Here is a 16,085-nt window from a genome sequence, read left to right as displayed (position 1 = left end):
GAATTCGAACTGAAGCGATCGACGCGCGATCGCTGTTGCGCTGAGTCGCGAGTGACGACGAAAAGCGGCGCGGCATAGACGCCGAGTCGTAATTTTTGGCAACGAAAAAATTTTCGTGGGTAAGACGACTTTTGCCTCGTTTGAGGTCGCCCAAGGCGGATTCGCGAACGAATCGCAGCTTCGGCGATTCGGCGCCGAGGGCGTCAGTGCGACCGTCGCGGGAGGGTGTGAGGCGGGATCACGTCGCGTTCACGCGCGCGCGACGACACGCGAGGCGATCGCGCGAGAGTATGATCCGGTTGGATCATACTCCAAGGACAACATCATTGTCCTGTTCGGTCAGATGCCGAGCTTCGACTTCAAGAGGTCGTTGACCGCCTGCGGGTTCGCCTTGCCGCCCGACGACTTCATCACCTGACCGACGAACCAACTCGCCAGTTGCGGCTTCGCCTTCGCCTGCTCGACCTTGTCGGGATTGGCCGCGATGATGTCGTCGACCACCTTCTCGATCGCGCGGAGGTCGGTGACCTGCTTCATGCCGCGCGTCTCGACGAGCGTGCGCGGATCGCCGCCTTCCTGCCAGACGATCTCGAACAAGTCCTTGGCGATCTTGCCGGAAATCGTTTTCTCTCCGATCAGATCGACGATCGCACCGAGTTGCTTTGCCGACACCGGCGAGGCTGCGATCTCCACGCCTTCCTTGTTGAGACGACCGAACAGTTCGTTGATCACCCAGTTGGCGGCGAGCTTGCCGTCGCGCGTCTTGTCGGCGAGACCTGACAGCACCGTCTCGTAGAACTCGGCGCTCTCGCGCTCGGCGACCAGCACGCTCGCATCATAGGGCGACAGGCCGAAGCCCGTAATAAAACGGGACTTCTTCTCGTCCGGCAGTTCCGGCAGCTGCGCCTTGAGTTCGTCGACGAAGGCCTGGCTGAACTCGAGCGGCAAGAGATCGGGATCCGGGAAGTAACGGTAGTCGTGCGCCTCTTCCTTGGAGCGCATCGAACGCGTCTCGCCCTTGTTCGGGTCGAACAGCCGGGTTTCCTGCTCGATCGAGCCGCCGTCCTCAATGATCTCGATCTGACGCCGCGCCTCGTACTCGATCGCCTGGCCGATGAAGTTGACCGAGTTCATGTTCTTGATTTCACAGCGGGTGCCGAGCGCGGTCTCGCCGTGGCGGCGCACCGAGACGTTGACGTCGGCACGCAGGTTGCCCTTCTCCATGTCGCCGTCGCAGGTGCCGAGGTAACGCAGGATCGAGCGCAGCTTGGAGACGTAGGCCTTGGCCTGCTCGGCGTCACGGATGTCGGGCTTGGAGACGATCTCCATCAGCGCCACGCCACACCGGTTGAGGTCGACGTAGGACATCGTCGGCGACTGATCGTGCAGCAACTTGCCGGCGTCCTGTTCCAGATGCAGCCGCTCGATCCCGATCGTAACGCTGCGGCCGCCGTCGAGCTCGAGCGACACCTCGCCCTCACCCACGATCGGCGACTTGTACTGGCTGATCTGGTAGCCCTGCGGCGAGTCCGGATAGAAATAGTTCTTGCGGTCGAACACCGAGCGCAGGTTGATCTTCGCGTTCAACCCGAGGCCGGTACGCACCGCCTGGCGGACACACTCCTCGTTGATCACGGGCAGCATGCCCGGCATCGCGGCATCGACCAGCGAGACATGGGAGTTGGGGTCGCCGCCGAATGCGGTCGATGCGCCCGAGAACAGCTTTGCGTTCGAGGTGACCTGGGCATGGATCTCCATGCCGATCACGACCTCCCAATCGCCGGTGGCGCTCTTGATCAGTCTGTGCGGGGCGGCAGATGCGGTCATGGATCTCGGTTTCCGGATAAAGTGATATCTGGGATGGATTGGGCTTCGCGCAACCGACAGCGCCAGTCAAGCCGCCTTGCTGCCCCTTGCAGTGCTCTTGCAGACCGCGCCCGGGCTGGAGGTGCCGATCAGAGCCCGCGCCGGAACTGCTGATACGCCTTGCTGGTGCGCAGTGCGTCCGCGCCGCCTGTGATCAGCTGGTCGACCTGCTCCGGCGGCAGCGAAAGCCGCGTCGGGATCGCGTTCAGGATGCCGGCGCGCTCCGGTCCCAGCCGGTCGAAGCCGAGCCGCTCGACGTAGATCGCGACATCGCCGCATCTCCAGCCGGCGCCGACGCCGAGCCGGGCGCGATCCGCCGCCGACAGGCCGCAGCGCCAGTGCTTCAGCTTGCCCGACCAATCGTTGGCGAGTGCCGTGAAGGCCGCGTAGCTCGAGCGCACGCTGGCATCGATCGCGGTGTCGGCGGCCGCCGACACCAGCTCGACGCCGCTTGGTCCTTCGAGCGTCTGCACGAAGTCGCCGGAGACGCCGCGGCCGGCGTCGACCACCAGGAACAGGATGCGCTTCAGCTTGGCCGCCTGCCGCTCGTCGAGCGGCTCGTGGGGACGTTGCGCGGCGAGCAAGCCGATGCTGAGCCCCGACAGCCCGTAATTGTCGACCAGCCCGCCATCGAGCAGCTTGACGTAGCGCATCGAGCCATCGCGGTAGCGCGCCTGGGCCTCGGCGTAGGAGCGCAGCAGCGGCTGCGCATTCGGATCGTTGCGCACCCGATCGTACCAGGGCGGCAGCGGCGCGGCGCACCCGCCGGGATAGGTTTGCAGCACGATCGGGGCAAATGCCAGCGGCACTGCGGCGGATGCCGCCACCGCTTCGGCGACGCGATAGGAGCGGACATCGCTGCACAGCGCGTCGAATGACGTCTTGCCGAACACGAACGGTGTGCGGTTGTAGATGTCGGAGGCGTTGATCCACACCCGCGGCCGGCGCTCGTCGGGCAATGCCTCGAACCGCGCGCCGTCGAACAGATTTTGATCGAGCCAGTCGGTGAACTGGCTGTCGTTGACGCCGCCGCCGAGCGCGCGCCCGATATTGCCGAGCGAGATCCGGGTCTTCAGTCCCTCCTCGGCATTGCGCAGCAGGAAGCGTTCGCGGAAATCGGCGAGCGCCGCGCGCCGCTTCAATCCGAAATAAGCGGCGGTGACCGATCCGCCGGAGACGCCGGAAACGAAGTCGACGCGGTCGAGCAGCGTCTTGCTGCCGGCGGCGCTGGAGTGCACCCGGTCGAGCTCTTCCAGCACGCCGAACGAAAACGCCGCCGCGCGCGTGCCGCCGCCGGAGAACGACAGCGCGAGCAGCAGGTCATCTTCATAAGTCGGATAGTCGCGGGCGCTGTTGTTGTCGGCAAGCGCGGCACCGAGCGGCACATTGCCTGGAAGATTGTAGACGGAGGCGCAGCCGGCAAGGCCCGCCGCCACTGCAGCCACCAGCAGCGCTGACAGCCATCCCCCTATGCCCGACCCACGCACGATTACTCTCTTTTGCCGCTGGCCCCCGCCCGGTTCCATTAGCCTATCACGGCGAATGTGGGCGGCGGCATGGCGGCCGAAACAGGGTTAATACTCACGGTGTCTCGGCACCGGTGCCCTCACGCTGACGGGGCTAAAAGCGCGGAGACGATCCGCTCCCATTCGGCCTCAACCGTGTCCTTTGCGACCGGCTGGCCGGCTCGGCGATACCAATAGCCGGCATTGTCGAGATCGCCTTCGACGCGATGCAGATAGGCATGCACCCAGGCCGAATTGGCGTCGCCTTCGTCCTGCACGATGCGGTGCGCCTGGTCCCAGTCGCCCTTCCTCGCCCACCACAATGCGGCAAGCGGCGGCGACAGCGCACCGTCGGGTGCAGCGTCAGCAAGACTGGCGCGGAAATCCGCCATCGCTCACCACCACTTCGGCGCCGTGAACCGGCCGGCCGCCTGCTGGATCACCTCGCCGAGCGAGAACAGCGTCTCCTCGTCGAACGGACGGCCGATCAGTTGCAGGCCGAGCGGCAGACCCTGCATGTCCTTCCCCGCAGGCACAGCAATGCCCGGCAGGCCCGCCATGTTCACGGTCACAGTGAAGATGTCGTTGAGATACATCTCGACCGGATCGGCGCCGCCCTTCTCGCCGATGCCGAACGCCGCCGACGGCGTTGCCGGCGTCAGGATCGCGCTCACGCCCTTGGCGAAGCAGTCCTCAAAATCCTTCTTGATCAGCGTCCGCACCTTCTGCGCACGCAGATAATAGGCATCGTAGTAGCCGGCCGAGAGCACATAGGTGCCGATCAGCACGCGGCGGCGCACCTCGTCGCCAAAGCCGTCGGCGCGGGTGTTCTCGTACATCTCGATGACGTTCTTGCCCGGCTCGCGCAGCCCGTAGCGCACGCCGTCGTAACGCGCGAGGTTCGACGAAGCCTCCGCCGGCGCCACGATGTAATAGGCCGGCAGCGCGTATTTGGTGTGCGGCAGCGACACCTCGACGAGCTCGGCGCCCGCGGCCTTCAGCCACTGCGCGCCCTCGCTCCAGAGCTTCTCGATCTCGGCCGGCATTCCGTCGAGCCGATACTCCCTGGGGATGCCGATCTTCATGCCCTTCACCGACTTGCCGATCGCGGCTTCGTAATCCGGCACGGCGATATCGACCGATGTGGTGTCCTTGGGATCGTGCCCCGCCATCGAGCGCATCAGGATCGCCGCATCGCGCGTCGTACGCGCGATCGGGCCGGCCTGGTCGAGCGAGGATGCAAACGCCACGATGCCCCAGCGCGAGCAGCGGCCGTAGGTCGGCTTGATGCCGACGGTCGCCGTGAACGCGGCAGGCTGGCGGATCGAGCCGCCGGTGTCGGTCGCGGTCGCGCCCATGCAGAGAGAAGCCGCCACCGCCGAGGCCGAGCCGCCGGACGAGCCGCCCGGCACCAGCGTGGTGTTCGAGCCCTCGCGGCGCCACGGGTTGGTTACCGGGCCGAAGCACGAAGTCTCGTTCGACGAGCCCATCGCGAACTCGTCATTGTTGAGCTTGCCGAGCAGCACCGCGCCGTCGCGCCAGAGCTGCGAGGTCACCGTCGACTCGTAGGGCGGAATGAAATTGCCGAGGATCTTCGAGCACGCCGTGGTCCTGATGTCGCGCGTCGCGAACAGGTCCTTGATGCCGAGCGGAATGCCGGCGAGCGGTCCGCCCTCGCCTTTCGCAATCTTCTCGTCGGCGGCCTTGGCCATCTCGCGGGCGCGGTCGGGCGTCTCGAGCACATAGGCATTGAGCACGCGCGCAGCTTCGATGGCGACGAGATGCGCATCGGTCAGTTCGCGGGCGGTGAAAGATTTGCTCGCCAGGCCCTCACGGGCCTCGGCGATGGTCAGCGATGTCAAATCGGTCATTTATTGATCGGGCTGCAGAAGAACGGAGACAGGGTCTTGTCGTTGGCGGGGTCGTCTTGCCGCGCTTTGGCATTTTGCTCGGCATTTTCTTTGGCGCGGGCGGCGTCGAGCGCCTCGAGATGGTCGAGCACGGCGTCCATCGCCGCGTTGGGATCGGCGACCTTCCCCTTGCGCTCCACCGCATCGAGGAAATCCATGTAGGCCTTGTAGGCCTTCTCGTCGTCGCAGAGCAGACACATTGTAATTATCCGATCGCGCTTTACTCGACCACCTTCGGCACCAGGAAGAAGTCGTTCACTGTGTCGGGTGCATTGCGGACGATGGCGTCAGCGATTTCGCCGTCATTGACCACGTCCGCGCGCTTCTTCATCTCCATCGGCGTCACCGAGGTCATCGGCTCGACACCGTCGATATTCACTTCCGACAGCTGCTCGACAAAGGCCAGCATCGCATTCAGCTCCCCCTGGAGATGGGGAACTTCGGCGTCGCTGACCGCAATCCGCGCCAGATGCGCGATGCGGCGGACGGTCGTGGCGTCTACGGACATTATATAGGGCCTCGGGTGGTCAGGCGGAAAGGTCAGCCTGCCGTATAGCAGAGGCCGGTTTTGCGCCGCAACCGCAGCGAGCCCGCGGCAGGCCTCAGAGCCCGCCGGATCGCCGGCCAGGCGCCGGCAGCCGACGATTTCCGCTCCAAAATCCCGGGAAGAAACCAGTTTGCGGACCCCGCGCAGTCGTCCTGAAACAGTCGCGGTGCCTACTCCCCCAAAAGAGAACAGTACGGGAGCGCGTTATGTCCACGTTCGAAACCACGCCTAAGCCGGGAGGCTGGGACCCTGCCCTCTGGTCGATCGGGACCGCGATCGGCTTTGCCATCCTCTATGTGGCCTGCCTGGCCTGACGTTCGAGCGCCTAGGCAGCTTTCGGCAGCAATGGTCGAAAGAACGACCGTTCATAGCGGACAAAGCAGCGCGTCTCCCTCGCGAAGGCGATCGCCTTTTGAACGTCCGGATCCAGCGCTGAGTCCTTGCGGTACTGCTCGTAGGCCGCAAGGCTCGGAAAGCTGAACATCGCCAGGGCACCGTCGCTTGCTCCCTCCGACGGCAAGAAATAGCCGTGATGAATGCCGCCAAACCGCGGCATCAGTTCCAGCCACATCGCACCATAAGTCTCGAAGTCGGCGAGCTTGTCGGGACGGACTTCGTACCGCAGATAACAGGTGATCAGCTGCGCCAAATGGAACTGCCGCCCTTCATAGCTCGATTGCGAGGCGGCAGGCTGGGCATACACCGAAACTGCGCGGATGGAGGCGAAATCAACCCGCCAGCTTGCCCATCCGCGCCAGCGCCGCCCCGGCCAGCGCTCTTGTCAATTCGGCGGCCGGCATCTCCTTGCCCATCCGCACCGCCTGCCCGGCCCACAGATTGGTGAAATCGACCTTGCCCTGTTTCTCGGCAGCCGCCTTCAGAGGTCCGAGCGCGGTCGCCGCGTGTGGAAACGCCGGCGCATCCGGCGAGATCGGGCCGACCTCGCGCATCACGCGGTTGGCGACGCCGCGTGCCGGACGCCCGGTCATCACATTGGTGATGACGGTCGATTCGTCGCTCGCCTGCGCCAGCGCGACACGGCCCTGCGGTGTCACCTTGGATTCCGGGCAGCGCAGATAGGCCGAGCCGATCTGAACGGCCGCGGCGCCGAGCGCGAAGGCCGCCGCGATCCCGCGCCCGTCGGCGATGCCGCCGGCAGCGACCACCGGCACCTTCACCGCATCGACCACCTGCGGCAGCAGCGAGAACGTGCCGGGCTGCTCGGAAATATTCTCGGTTAGGAACATGGCGCGATGGCCGCCGGCGTCGGCGCCCTGCGCGATGACGACATCGGCGCCGTTCTCTTCCAGCCAGATCGCCTCCTTCACCGTGGTCGCCGACGACATCACGATGGCGCCGGCCGCCTTCACCCGCTGCAACAACTTCGGCTCCGGCAAGCCGAAATGGAAGCTGACCACCTCGGGCTTCAGCTCCTCGACCACGGCGCAGAACGCCGCGTCGAACGGCGCACGGTTCGCGGCATTGATCGGCGCGTCCGGATCGAGGCCGTGCTCACGATAGTAAGGCGCCAATCGCTGCCGCCATGTCGCCTCGCGCGCCGGATCGGCATCGACCGCCTTGTGGCAGAAGAAGTTGAGATTGACCGGCGCCGACACGCGCTGGCGGATGATGTTGACCTGCTCGCGCGCCTTCTCGGCCGACAGCATCGCACATGGCAGCGAGCCGAGGCCGCCGCCTTGCGCCACCGCAATCACCAGCTCAGCATCCATCACGCCGGCCATCGGCGCCAGCACGATCGGGAATTCGGTCTTGAAGCGATCGATCAATCGACGGTCCGGCCACATGGTGTGTCTCGCGCTAGTTTCAGGTCAAAGAGGAAAGAAAGTTGCGCCGGCCCTGCAACGACTGCTCGGCCTCGGCGACGATGCGGCCGATGATCTCGGCCGCCGGAACGATATCATGGATCAAGCCGACGGACTCGCCGGCAAACACCGCGGCGATATCGAAATTGCCCTCCGCCCGCGCGGCGACGTATTCCACCGCGACCTCGTCCGCGCGCTGCATCAGCTCGATCTCGCGGCCGCTCCAGCGCCGCAGATGATCGTTGGAGAGCGAGCGCGCGGTAAACGGCGCCGGCCAGATCAGCTTGCGCGACCAGTCCATCACCACGCCACGCACCGTCTCGCCGCTCTTCGCCGCACGGATCAACTGCTTCGCCTGCTCGGGCGCGTCAGCCTCGACGCTGGCATAGAACCGCGTTCCCATCAGCACGCCGGACGCGCCGAGCATCATCATCGCCGCAAGGCCGCGTCCATCCGCGATGCCGCCGGCTGCGACGACCGGGACGCGCCCTGCGGCGAAATCAATAATCGCCGGCACGATGTCGAGCGTGGTGCGCGAGGCGCCGTGACCGCCGGCCTCGGTGCCCTGCGCAATCAGGATGTCGGCGCCGCAATCGAGCGCTGATTGCGCCATCTCCTCGCTCTGCACCTGGCAGATCAGCAGCGCCCCCGCGGCCTTGATCTTTGGCGCGAACGGCGCCGGATCGCCGAATGACAGCATCACCGCACGTGGCCGCGCCTCGAGCGCGATATCGATCAGCTCGGGCTGCCTGGCGAGGCTCCAGGTGATGAAGCCGATGCCGAACGGCTTTACGGCCCCCTTCAGCTTTGCGGTTTCGGCCTCGAGCCAGGCCCGGTCTCCGTAGCCGCCGCCCAAAATGCCGAAGCCGCCCGCCTCACCCACTGCCCTGACCAGCCGACTCCCCGCGATCATCGCCATCGGCGCCGCCAGGATCGGATGCTTGATGCCCAGACGCGCCGTCAATTCGGTGCTGATCGACATGCGCTCGCTCCCCGTTTTGAATTTGCTGTTCTGGACTCGCAGCCTAAGCGCGCCTAACATTCTGTGAAAATGAATACTAGAGAACGCTCCCATCTCTGATTTGAAACGGTGATCCCAGATGGAATTGACCGACCTGCTCACCTTTTCCACGGTCGCCCGCCTCGGCGGCATCACCAAGGCCGCCGACGAGCTCAATACCGTGCAGTCCAACGTCACCCAGCGCATCAAGGCGCTGGAGGCCGAGATCGGCACTGCGCTCTTTGAGCGTCACAGCCGCGGCATGTCGCTGACCGGCGCCGGCCGCCGGCTGCTGCCGTATGCGCAACGCATGGCGGCGCTGTCGCGCGAAGCGGTTCTCGCCGCGCGCGACGATGGCGAGCCGAAGGGACCGCTGTCGATCGGCTCGATGGAGACGACCGCTGCGGTGCGGCTGCCGACCCTGCTCGCCGAGTTTCATCGCCGTTATCCGGCGGTGCGCCTGACCTTGCGCACCGCGCCGACCGCCGATCTCGTCGCCGCCGTGCTCGACGGCTCGCTCGACGGCGCATTCGTCGCCGGCCCGATCGAGCACGCCGAACTCATCGCGACGTCAGCCTTCACCGAGGAACTGGTGCTCGTCACCGCGCAGCGCTGGAAATCGCTTGCCGCCCTGCGCGCCGGCACGCCGGAGTCGGGCCCGACCGCGCTGGTGTTCCGCACCGGCTGCACCTACCGGCAGCGCCTGGAACAGGTGTTCACCGAATTCGGCTGGCCGTCGGCCGCGCGCTTCGAGCTTGGCACGCTCGACGGCATGGTCGGCTGCGTCGCCGCCGACATGGGCGTGACGCTGTTGCCGCGCGCCGTCGTCGCGCGCGACCACGTCCAGCGCGACATCCATATCCACAAGCTCGATCCACAGCACGCGCGTGTCGAGACGCTGTTCATCCAGCGCCGCACCGCGCACCAGTACAGCGCGTTACAGGGACTGGCCGCGTGCCTTCCCGGCGACGATCGGGTGATCGCCGCCTGATCGGCATTTTCGCATGGACGCCCGCCCGTCGCCGGGCTTTGCCTCGGCGCGCGGCTGCGTGCTAAGCGCAAGGCCATGCCCGCCCCCATCCTTCCCCTGATCGAAGCCGCACCGCATTGGCCCGAGCGCGGCGCGCTTGTCGGCCTCGACCTCGGGACCAAGACCATCGGCGTTGCCGTCTCCGATCCGGACCGGCGGCTCGCGACCGGCGTCGAGACCATCCAGCGCAAGCAGTTCAAGCTCGACGCGGCACGGCTGCTCACAATCGCGGCCGAGCGCAACGCCGTAGGCTTCGTGCTCGGGCTTCCGATCAACATGGACGGCAGCGAGGGGCCGCGCGCGCAGTCGACCCGGGCATTCGCCCGCAACTTCGCCGGCCTCACCCCCCTTGCGATCGGGCTGTGGGACGAGCGGCTGTCGACTGCGGCGGTCGAGCGCGAGCTGATCGGGATGGACGTCAGCCGCGCCCGCCGAGCCGAGGTGATCGACGAGCACGCCGCGATCTTCATCCTGCAGGGCGCGCTGGACCGGCTGGCGAAGCTGCGCGGGGAGCGCTGACGATGGCCGCGGTGATCGCGGCGCTGCTGCCGGTGTTCCTCCTGATCGTGCTGGGCGTTGTCCTGAAGCGCACGCTGATGCGGCTCGACACGCAATGGCATGGGCTGGAGCAGCTAACCTACTACGTCCTGTTCCCGGTGCTGCTGGTGCAGACGCTGGTGAAGGCCGATCTGTCGACGGTACCGGTCGCAGGCGCCGGCGGTGCGCTGCTGCTCGCGGCGCTCGTGATGTGCCTGCTGTGTCTGGCGCTGCGCGGCCCGCTCGCCCACGCCGGGGTCGACGGTCCCGCCTTCACCTCGATCTTCCAGGGCGCCACGCGCTGGCAGACCTATGTTGCGCTGTCGGTGTCGGGCAATCTGTACGGCAAGGTCGGACTTGCGCTGGCGTCGGTCGCGATGGTTGCGATTATTCCGCTGGTCAACGTCTTCAGCGTTGCGGTGCTGGCGAAGTATGCCTCGTCTGGAAAACGCTCGGCGGGCGCGGTCGTGATGACGGTCGTGAAGAACCCGCTGATCTGGGCCTGCGTGATCGGGCTCGCCATCAACGTCGCGCATATCCCGCTGCCGAAAATCTGGCACGACGTCGCGGATGCGCTGGGCGGCTCTTCGCTGGCGATCGGCCTGCTGGTCACCGGGGCCGGGCTGCATCTGGAAGGCATCTTCCGCCCCAGCCTCGCAGCCAGCCTCGCGCTGGTGCTGAAGCTCGTCCTGATGCCCGTGCTGACCGTTGCACTCGCGGTGTGGTTCGGCGTCACCGGCGCCAATCTCGCCATCGTCGCCGCCTGCGCCGCGGTGCCGACCTCGCCGTCAGCCTATGTGCTGGCGCGCCAGATGGGCGGCGACGCACCGCTGCTCGCCCAGATCATCACGCTGCAGACGATTTTGGCCGCGATCACGATGCCGATCGTGATTGCGGCGGTCGGGCCTTAGCAGCCGGCGGCTTGCGCCGCTCGCCGCTACTTTCCGGACGATCCAGTGAACGCCGTATCGAGTACGTCGCCGATGGGCTGCCAGCTGCGGCCATCGAATTGCAGCAACCGCAATTGTTCGACCGGACGGAAGTGTCCGGTGTTGATCGTGATGCCCGGGAGCAAGGCCGACGCCTGATAATCCCTGAGCGCGGCGGCCTGCTTCATGACGTTTTCGCGCGACAGGTCGTTGCCGCATTGCCTGAGCACCTGGACCAGCGTCTCGGCGGCGGCGTAGCCATAGACCGCGGCGGCGTCATCCTTGCCGCCGGCTTTGGTATACTTGTCGAGGAAGCTGCGCCAGGCGCCCTGCTCTTCGCTCCAGGCGGGATCGCTCGCATCCTTCAGGAAGGCGGCGGTGATGACGCCGGTTGCATTCTCCGTGCCGGCCGGCTTGAGCACCGTCTCGATCGAAGACGCCATCTGGTTCACGACAAACACCGGCCGCCAGCCGTGGTCGGCCGCCGCGCGGATCACCTTCGAGGCATTTTCCGGCACGCCGGCAAACACGAAGACCTCGGCGCCTGATTGCTTCAGGATCGAGATGTGGCCATCCAGATGCTGGTCGTCGACATCATAGGCGATGTCGACCCTGATGTTGTGGGCGACGTCACCCAGCCCCTGCACCAGCCCCTTGAACAATTCCCGCCCGAACTGGTCGTTCTCCCAGAGCGCCACGATCTTCTTTCCGGGATAGAACGCCTGGATGTATTTGGCGTAGATGCGCCCCTCCTCACGGTATGAGGGCTGCCAGCCCATGGTCCACGGATAGAGCGAGGGCTCGCTGAGCTCCTGATCGCCGGAGGCGACGAAAAGCTGGGGCACCTGCCGTTCGTTGAGATACTTCCGCACCGCCAGATTTCCCGGCGTGCCGAACGAGCCGAACATCAACAGCACGTTGTCGGTCTCGACGAGAATGCGCGTCAGATCCATGGCGTTGGCGGCATCCGACAGATCGTCGTAGGACATGAAGCGGATCTTGCGGCCATTGATGCCGCCGCGTTCGTTGATCATCTCGAAATAGGCGGCCTCCGCCTTGCCGATCTGGCCGAAGATTTCCAGCGTGCCGCTATACGGCATCAGATTGCCGATCCGGATTTCGGTGTCGGTCACGCCCCCATCGCGCACCTGCTGCGTGATGGCGCCGAGCGACGCCAGCGCGAAAACGCCGGCCAGAAGAATTCGGAACAACGTAGCCATGGGAAGAGCTCGCACGACGGCAGCCGCCGCTGCCTGGTTTCGATCCGGCCCGCGCTCGTTCATCGGTCCAGATCATAGCACTCTGACGGGGGCGCTGGCATCCCCTTCGTCGGCTTCCTGAGAGGTCCGCGCGCGCAAGCTGAGAAAACGGCGAAATTGGCCGCGATCACAGGACCGATCTGTGATTGCTGCGGTTGAGCGTTAGACGTATGGGCCTGTTGTAAACAACAGGAACATGTTGAAGGTCGAATGCACCATCACGGTCAGCCAGGTCGAGTTGCTGCGCCAGCGAGAATATCCGAGAGCCAACCCCATCCCGAAAATCAAGAATTTTCCAGAAAAGTCGAATTGAACATGCGTCATCGCCCAGGCGATCGACGTCAAAATGATGGCTCCAATCGGACCTGGGAAAGACTGTGACCAACCGCGAAACAAAAAGCCGCGGATGATGAATTCCTCCATGATCGGTCCAGCGACGCAGCCTGCGATCAAGAGGATGAGCAAGCCACCCGAGCTTCTGACGATGAGAAACCCATTCATCGGTGCATAGTCTGCTCCGATGTACCATGAGATAATCGACTCAAGCACCAAAAGGCCCGCGAAGACCCCAAAGCCAATCGCCGTCTCGGTCGCGCTCGGCCAGTTGAGCGCAAGGTATTCGGAGAACCCTCGGCCAGCCGCGCGGATCGCGATCCAAAGCACGGCGATCGTGCACGGGCTCGCGATGATCAGGGCCGCGCCGGACCATCGTCCTTGGGCCGCGAAATCCCGCAATTGAGCCGGCGGCATCTTGGCTACGCCGTCTTGCAGAGCAAGTATCTGCGTCAAGGCTAACCCTGATGCCAACGTATAGACGCCGTAGGCGATCAGAGTGACGAGCGCCGTCTCCCAGAAGTCCCAGGTCCGGGGCGGCGGCGCCGATGTAGGCATCCGCGCGCCGGCATTCTCAAAGTTCGACATGTGGATTTTTCTGCAACAATTTTGCAGCGAAGGTGGGCCCGAGCTCAACCTAACATATCGGACGATCACCCCGCCAGCCACCAGGTCTGGATCGTCGCCGCGAAATTGTTCAGGCCGTGCAGCAGGATGGTCAGCCAGGTCGAACCGGTGCGGAAGCGCAGATAGCCGAACAGGAGCCCGATCGTCAGCACCTGGCAAAGGAAGAACCAGTCGTATTGCAGGTGCATCACGGTCCAGACGATCGACGACAGCAGGATTGCGCCGTACGGGCCGAGCCGGGATTCCGACCAGCCGCGATAGAGCCAGCCGCGCGCGAACAGTTCCTCCCAGAGCGGCGCGGCGACGGCGAAGGCGATCACCAGAAGCCACAGCGCGCTGTGTTCCTGCGCTGATTTCAGCACGTCGCCCATGAAGCCCGGCGCCACCTCGCGGCCGGCGGCGCGGGACACCATGTCCCAGGCGCCGACCAGCACGATCAGCGAAACGACGCCGATGATGACGTTCCTCCACGACGTCCAGTGCAGCCCGAGATAGTCGGCAAACGATATCCTGGTCCGGCGGATCGCGAACCACAGCACCAGCAGCACCATCGGCAGGCCGGCGAGCACCGAGAGCGAGATCGTCAGGCCGTCGGCAACCACATGGGTGATGCCCCCCGCCGACAGTTCCCCGCCCTGCGCGACGATGCGCCAGACGATGACCGCGACCTGGCCGAGGAACATCGCGATGAAGATGACCAGGCCCCACAGCGCGGTGCCCCAGAACTTCCAGACCCGCGTCGGGAGTGGCGGCGGCTCGACCGCCGACGGCGGAGTATCGGGATTGAGTGCGTCCATCAGCAAACCTTCATGGCAGCGCCCGCGCAAGCAGCGCGCGTTGATCAGCATCGGAGAGGTCCACCGCGCCGTACATGCCGGCGTGGCGTTCGGCAAGCCGTGTCGCCGCGAACAGCTCGGCACTCCCTGGCGAGACCTGGTTGAGCGCCGCGGCGGCCGCGAGCAGCGCCAGCTGCTCGACCGCAAGCCGCGCAACGCGCTCGCTGTCCGGGCGGCGGAACGATTGTCCGATCGAGGCAACGGTCTCGGCCGCGCCCGGCAGGCCCTTGGTCTCGTCGGCGAGCGCACGCAGCACGGCGAGCGCGGCATCGGCCTCGCGGCCGAGCGCGCGCAACACGTCAAGGCACATCACGTTGCCGGAGCCTTCCCAGATCGCGTTGACCGGCGACTCCCGGTAGTGCCGTGCCAGAATGCCTTCCTCGACATAGCCGTTGCCACCGAGGCACTCCATCGCCTCGTAAACGAAGCCAGGCGCGCTCTTGCAGGTCCAGTATTTGATCGCCGGCGTCAGCAGCCGCATATAGGCGGCCTCGCCCGCATCGGTGGGCGCGCGGTCGAACGCGCGGCAGAGCCGCATCACCAGCGCGATCGACGCCTCGACATGCAGCGCCATGTCCGAGAGCACCGCCTGCATCAGCGGCTGGTCGGCGAGATGCTTCTGGAACACGCTGCGATGCCGCGCGTGATTGAGCGCGTGCGCCAGCCCGGAGCGCATCAGCCCTGCGGATGCGATCGCGCAATCCTGCCGCGTCAGCTGCACCATCTGGATGATGGTGCGGATGCCCTTGCCCTCCTCGCCGATCAATTCGGCATGGGCGCCGTGGAATTCGACCTCGGACGAGGCATTGGAGCGGTTGCCGAGCTTGTCCTTCAGGCGCTGGAAGTGGATCGCGTTGACGGTGCCGTCGGGCGCGAAGCGCGGCATGAAGAAGCAGCTCAAGCCGTCCTTGGCCTGCGCCAGCACCAGGAACGCGTCGCACATCGGCGCCGACATGAACCATTTGTGCCCGGTGATGCGATAGCCGTCACCGTCGCGCGCGGCGCGGGTCATGTTGGCGCGCACATCGGTGCCGCCCTGTTTTTCCGTCATGCCCATGCCGAGCGTCATGCCGCGCTTGGTCCACCATGGCGCGAAGCCCGGATCGTAGGCGCGCGTGCCGATCACAGGCATCGTCTTCGCCAGAATGTCGGGCTGCGAGGCCAGCGCCGCGACCGACGCGCGCGTCATCGTGATCGGGCAGAGATGGCCAGTCTCGACCTGGGCCGCGATATAGAATTTTGCCGCGCGCACCACCTCGGCCGCGCCGCCGGCCGATTTGCCATCGGCGGTCCAGGTCGAATTGTGCACGCCGGCATGCGCGGAATGCGCCATCAGCTCGTGATAGGCCGGATGAAACTCGACGTCGTCGCGGCGATTGCCCCTGGCGTCGAAGGTGCGCAGTTTCGGCGTGTTCTCGTTGGCGATACGGCCGCGCTCGGCCATAACGGCGGAGCCCCAATGCTTGCCGAAATCCGACAGCTCAGCGGCAGCCGCTGCCCCGCCATTGGCGGCGACGGCCGCGACCAGCGGCGCGTCGGTCGCGAACAGGTCGACGTTCCAAAACGGCGGCGACTGGTTGAGCACGTCGTGGGTGGCAAACGGAGCCTGCGTCATGGTCTCCTCGGCAATGGGTCTCGCTGCGCGCTTGGTCCTACAACGGTCGGGATATCGGGCCAATCGTCGCGCATTGGAATCGGGGGGATCATAGCCCGCAAGGATGTGCCGGGCAGCGAAAAATACGGTTTTCGCTGGGCCCCCTATTCATGAATTGGGCTGATTTGCCCCGCGCGGCTGATGCCCGCGCCAATAGCGGCGCAATACCGGCGTCGCCAGGGGCGCGGAAAGCTGCGAGCGCCCTTTTGACCTCGACTGACCACCCGTC

The 16,085-nt window shown here is 65.6% G+C and carries 16 protein-coding genes; 3 read left to right on the top strand and 13 right to left on the bottom strand.

Translation table 11 applies throughout. The features are described 5' to 3' along the window. Positions 1-339: 339 nt before the first annotated feature. From gatB to H8A92_RS13395, 9 genes are all read right to left on the bottom strand, one after another. Positions 340-1,827 (bottom strand): Asp-tRNA(Asn)/Glu-tRNA(Gln) amidotransferase subunit GatB, encoded by a 1,488-nt coding sequence (gene gatB, locus H8A92_RS13435; RefSeq protein ID WP_229196265.1) that lies wholly within the window; start codon positions 1,825-1,827, stop codon positions 340-342. Positions 1,828-1,955: 128 nt separating this feature from the next. Then, positions 1,956-3,317 (bottom strand): patatin-like phospholipase family protein, encoded by a 1,362-nt coding sequence (locus H8A92_RS13430; RefSeq protein ID WP_229196277.1) that lies wholly within the window; start codon positions 3,315-3,317, stop codon positions 1,956-1,958. A 155-nt stretch (positions 3,318-3,472) separates the two neighbouring features. Beyond that, entirely contained in the window at positions 3,473-3,763 is a 291-nt protein-coding gene (locus H8A92_RS13425; RefSeq protein ID WP_229196264.1) for a hypothetical protein, read from the bottom strand. A gap of 3 nt (positions 3,764-3,766) precedes the next feature. Continuing rightward, positions 3,767-5,242: an Asp-tRNA(Asn)/Glu-tRNA(Gln) amidotransferase subunit GatA gene (gatA, locus tag H8A92_RS13420; protein ID WP_229196263.1), complete on the bottom strand. Its 1,476-nt coding sequence runs from the start codon at positions 5,240-5,242 to the stop codon at positions 3,767-3,769. Next, positions 5,239-5,481 carry a hypothetical protein gene (locus tag H8A92_RS13415; RefSeq protein WP_229185350.1) on the bottom strand — a complete coding sequence of 81 codons (243 nt, stop codon included), beginning with the start codon at positions 5,479-5,481 and terminating at the stop codon, positions 5,239-5,241. The genes gatA and H8A92_RS13415 overlap by 4 nt, the downstream gene beginning before the upstream one ends. Positions 5,482-5,501: 20 nt before the next feature. After that, on the bottom strand, positions 5,502-5,789 hold the full coding sequence (gatC, locus tag H8A92_RS13410) for an Asp-tRNA(Asn)/Glu-tRNA(Gln) amidotransferase subunit GatC (RefSeq protein ID WP_163149801.1): 288 nt from the start codon (positions 5,787-5,789) through the stop codon (positions 5,502-5,504). A gap of 364 nt (positions 5,790-6,153) precedes the next feature. Continuing rightward, complete coding sequence (locus tag H8A92_RS13405) at positions 6,154-6,468, bottom strand: NIPSNAP family protein (RefSeq protein ID WP_229196276.1); 315 nt, start codon at positions 6,466-6,468, stop codon at positions 6,154-6,156. An 88-nt stretch (positions 6,469-6,556) separates the two neighbouring features. Further along, positions 6,557-7,633 carry an NAD(P)H-dependent flavin oxidoreductase gene (locus H8A92_RS13400; protein ID WP_229196262.1) on the bottom strand — a complete coding sequence of 359 codons (1,077 nt, stop codon included), beginning with the start codon at positions 7,631-7,633 and terminating at the stop codon, positions 6,557-6,559. 19 nt (positions 7,634-7,652) lie between these two features. Then, positions 7,653-8,693: an NAD(P)H-dependent flavin oxidoreductase gene (locus tag H8A92_RS13395; protein WP_274613357.1), complete on the bottom strand. Its 1,041-nt coding sequence runs from the start codon at positions 8,691-8,693 to the stop codon at positions 7,653-7,655. A gap of 58 nt (positions 8,694-8,751) precedes the next feature. On the opposite strand from H8A92_RS13395, the gene H8A92_RS13390 reads away from it, so the two are divergent. From H8A92_RS13390 to H8A92_RS13380, 3 genes are all read left to right on the top strand, one after another. Further along, positions 8,752-9,642: a LysR family transcriptional regulator gene (locus H8A92_RS13390; RefSeq protein ID WP_229196258.1), complete on the top strand. Its 891-nt coding sequence runs from the start codon at positions 8,752-8,754 to the stop codon at positions 9,640-9,642. 75 nt (positions 9,643-9,717) lie between these two features. Then, complete coding sequence (gene ruvX, locus H8A92_RS13385; RefSeq protein WP_229196256.1) at positions 9,718-10,200, top strand: Holliday junction resolvase RuvX; 483 nt, start codon at positions 9,718-9,720, stop codon at positions 10,198-10,200. Positions 10,201-10,202: 2 nt separating this feature from the next. After that, positions 10,203-11,129: an AEC family transporter gene (locus tag H8A92_RS13380; protein WP_229196253.1), complete on the top strand. Its 927-nt coding sequence runs from the start codon at positions 10,203-10,205 to the stop codon at positions 11,127-11,129. A 26-nt stretch (positions 11,130-11,155) separates the two neighbouring features. On the opposite strand, the gene H8A92_RS13375 is transcribed toward H8A92_RS13380, so the two are convergent. The 4 genes from H8A92_RS13375 to H8A92_RS13360 form a co-directional block, all read right to left on the bottom strand. After that, positions 11,156-12,367, bottom strand: a complete 1,212-nt coding sequence (locus tag H8A92_RS13375; RefSeq protein ID WP_229196251.1) for an ABC transporter substrate-binding protein — start codon at positions 12,365-12,367, stop codon at positions 11,156-11,158. Between the two features lie 201 nt (positions 12,368-12,568). Then, positions 12,569-13,327 (bottom strand): CPBP family intramembrane glutamic endopeptidase, encoded by a 759-nt coding sequence (locus H8A92_RS13370; RefSeq protein WP_229196249.1) that lies wholly within the window; start codon positions 13,325-13,327, stop codon positions 12,569-12,571. Between the two features lie 65 nt (positions 13,328-13,392). Continuing rightward, positions 13,393-14,163: a CPBP family intramembrane glutamic endopeptidase gene (locus H8A92_RS13365; protein ID WP_229196247.1), complete on the bottom strand. Its 771-nt coding sequence runs from the start codon at positions 14,161-14,163 to the stop codon at positions 13,393-13,395. Positions 14,164-14,173: 10 nt separating this feature from the next. After that, positions 14,174-15,817: an acyl-CoA dehydrogenase family protein gene (locus H8A92_RS13360; protein ID WP_229196245.1), complete on the bottom strand. Its 1,644-nt coding sequence runs from the start codon at positions 15,815-15,817 to the stop codon at positions 14,174-14,176. Positions 15,818-16,085: the final 268 nt, after the last annotated feature.

It is taken from the genome of Bradyrhizobium acaciae, assembly GCF_020889785.1.
Lineage (GTDB): Bacteria > Pseudomonadota > Alphaproteobacteria > Rhizobiales > Xanthobacteraceae > Bradyrhizobium > Bradyrhizobium acaciae.
Note: the sequence above shows the minus strand (reverse complement) of the source record. Positions and strands in the feature narration are given on the sequence as shown.